The sequence below is a fragment of the Bradyrhizobium sp. genome (assembly GCF_049798375.1).
In the GTDB taxonomy this organism is placed as follows: domain Bacteria; phylum Pseudomonadota; class Alphaproteobacteria; order Rhizobiales; family Xanthobacteraceae; genus Bradyrhizobium.
This window is the reverse complement of sequence record NZ_JBARGP010000742.1, coordinates 1-2,952: the sequence shown is the minus strand read 5'-3', so window position 1 is coordinate 2,952 and position 2,952 is coordinate 1. Positions and strand designations below refer to the sequence as shown.

The window sequence follows — 2,952 nt, the reverse complement described above, 5'->3', positions numbered from 1 at the left end:
GGCATGAGCACGCCGTCGGCGCCGCCGCGCCGCGCACCCGCTTCGGTCGGCGGCGGCGGTGGCCGCAACAACGACATGGATGACGACATTCCGTTCTGAGATTCAGGCAAGGAAAATCGGTCAACATGGCAGACGGCTGGTTTGCAAACTCCGGCCGCCTGCTAAGGCCACGAACGTCGCGCAAACAGATGCTTGATATCTGCGGCCGTCGGCGGCGCAATCGCAACTTCGAGCCGTCCAGAGCTTCTCGACGCGACTTTCATCGGCCCGTGACTTGACTTCCTACCCCTCGGGGGTATCTGGGTCGAGCCGGAGCGTGGTCAAAGACGGGTCCCATTTGGCCCTCTATCTTCACGGCCTGGTCAGGAAGGTCACCGAAGTTCGATGCGGTTTGTCCGTGCCATGCTCGCGTTCGTGATCGCCATCTCGCTGGCGATGCTGCCGGTTGGCGCGTCCGCCGGCCACGCGATGGCATCGGACCACATGCAAGCCAGCATGCACATGGCTCAAGCCAGCACGCACATGGCTGCGGACGCAGACATGTCGATGGACGATTGCTGTCCTGATGACATGAAGGGATCAGCCCCGCACAAGGACGGCTACAAATGCGGAATGGGCTTCTGCTGCTTGGGCGGAGTCCTTGCGCTGAGCGACGTCCGAATTCTCGGCGTTGCGTTTCTCGCCGCGACGGCGCGCAAGCTCGCCATTCCGGCCGATCAAGTCGCCTCCTATCGCGGTTCCAGTCCTCCGTTCCGACCTCCTCGAATTTGATCTCAGAGACCCGACGCGCGGCACGCTTGCCCGCGACGACGACTGACGTGCGCGCGCAGGCGCCGCGGCCGAGATCAATTCATGAGGATAAAACCATGCTTTCCAGGTTCACCATTGCGGCTGTTGCCGCCACCCTTTCGCTTGCCGCTTCGACCGCCCTGGCGGGCGCCGGCGACTACACGTTCGAGCCCGTCAAGCCGGAGATGAAGAAGGGCGACGACGTCACGCTGGCCATACGTCTGACCAACAAGCAGACGGGCAAGCCGGTGCCGGACGCGGTGATCTTCAAGACGCGCGTCGACATGGCGCCGGACGGGATGGCCGAGATGGAGTCGCAAGTAAGCCCGCTGCCATCGCGCGAGCCGGGCGTCTACGCGTTCAGGACGGACCTGCCAATGGCCGGCCGTTACCAGGTCACGCTCTCCGCCAAGGTGCAGGGCGAGCCGGAGACCGTCACCGGCAAGGTGATCGTCACGGCGACCAAGTGAGCCTGCGGGCGCCTCCGACGGCGCCCGACCTCTCTTTCCCATTCAGATGAACGCGCCCCCTGGGCGCGCGGAATCACGCCATGAACAAGCGTCTTCTGACGGCCCTCGTGCTGATGGGCGGCCTCGTCCTCGGCGCCACCTGGACCGCGAACGGCGGACGTTGGTCCGCCTATGCCGAGCCGACCGCCCCGACGGCCGCGCACCGAATTCCGCTCTATTACCGCGATCCGAGCGGCGCGCCGCTCTGGTCGGCCGGCCCGAAGAAGGACGACAGCGGGCGGGACTACCTGCCCGTCTATGACGACGATCAGGCGATGCCGGTGCAGACAAATCCGCAGCAGCAGGCAGGCTCACGCAAGATTCTCTATTATCGCAACCCCATGGGATTGCCCGACACCTCGCCGGTGCCCAAAAGGGATCCGATGGGGATGAACTACATCCCCGTCTACGAAGGCGGCGATTCCGACGACGGCACCGTGAAGCTTTCGCCGGGCAAGATCCAGCGCACCGGCGTAAAGTCCGAGCCGGTCGAGCGGCGCAGCATCCACGTCCCGGTGACGGCGCCCGGCACGATCCAGCTCGATGAGCGGCGCGTCTCGGTGATTGCCATGCGCTCCGAAAGCTTCGTGCAGAAGGTCGCGGACGTGACCACCGGCACAAGCGTGAAGGCGGGGCAGCCGCTGATGGAGATCTACAGCTCGGCCATTTCGGCCGCGGCGGCCGAATACCTGTCCACCATCAACTCGAACGTGGGCGGCGTCGCCTCGTACGGCCGCGGCTCCCGCCAGCGTTTGACCAATCTCGACGTTCCAGAGCCGGTCATATCAGCAATGGAGAAGTCCCACGTCGCTCCTGTCACGGTGCAGTGGACGGCGCCGCGCGATGGCATCGTGCTCGAACGCAATGCAGTGGAGGGCATGAGGGCCAATCCCGGCGACGTGTTGTTCAGGATCGCGGACATCTCCGTGGTCTGGGCGCTGGTCGACGTGGCTGAAAGGGACCTCGGCAGCATCGCGGTGGGGCAACCCGTCACGATCCGCGCTCGCAGCTTCCCGGGCCGGATCTTCTCCGGGACGATCGCGGTCATCTATCCCCAGGTGAACAAGGACACGCGCACCGCTCGGCTCCGGGTCGAACTGGCCAACCGGGACTTCGCGCTGCTGCCCGACATGTACGTCGACGCCGGTATCGATGCCGCGGACCCTGCCCCCGTGCTGGCGGTGCCGGATAGTTCGGTGCTCGACACCGGCAGTCGCCAAGCCGTTCTCGTGGACAAGGGCGAGGGCAGGTTCGAACCGCGGGACGTCACACTCGGCCGCCGCGGCGGCGTCTATATCGAGGTGCGGAGCGGCCTGTCCGACGGCGAGGCAGTGGTCACCTCGGCGAATTTCCTGATCGACGCGGAAAGCAACCTGAAGGCCGCGCTGAAGGGGTTTGCCGGGGCCGCGCCCAAGGCCTCCGACGCCGTCCCTGCCCACGAGATGGGAGAGCACAAATGCTCGCTCGCATCATCGCCTGGTCGGCGCGCAACCTGCTGCTGGTGCTGTTCGGCACCGGCTTCGCGGCCGCGGCCGGCCTTTACGCGCTGCTCCACCTGCCGCTCGATGCGATCCCGGATCTCTCGGACACCCAGGTCATCGTCTACACCGAGTATCCGGGCCAGGCGCCGCAGGTCATCGAGGATCAGGTCACC

3 protein-coding genes and 1 pseudogene are annotated in these 2,952 nt (G+C 65.7%); all 4 read left to right on the top strand.

Annotation, left to right across the window (positions count from 1 at the left end; translation table 11 throughout):
- Positions 1 to 384 precede the first annotated feature (384 nt).
- A complete protein-coding gene (locus WA702_RS28595) occupies positions 385 to 771 on the top strand; it encodes a hypothetical protein (RefSeq protein WP_425113893.1) in 387 nt (128 codons plus the stop codon).
- A gap of 95 nt (positions 772 to 866) precedes the next feature.
- On the top strand, positions 867 to 1,259 hold the full coding sequence (locus WA702_RS28590) for a FixH family protein (protein WP_425113892.1): 393 nt from the start codon (positions 867 to 869) through the stop codon (positions 1,257 to 1,259).
- Between the two features lie 80 nt (positions 1,260 to 1,339).
- Positions 1,340 to 2,755, top strand: a pseudogene (locus WA702_RS28585) (efflux RND transporter periplasmic adaptor subunit); the annotation flags it as partial.
- A partial coding sequence (locus WA702_RS28580; RefSeq protein WP_425113894.1) for an efflux RND transporter permease subunit occupies positions 2,755 to 2,952 on the top strand: 198 nt, incomplete at its 3' end. The pseudogene WA702_RS28585 and the gene WA702_RS28580, both read left to right, overlap by 1 nt.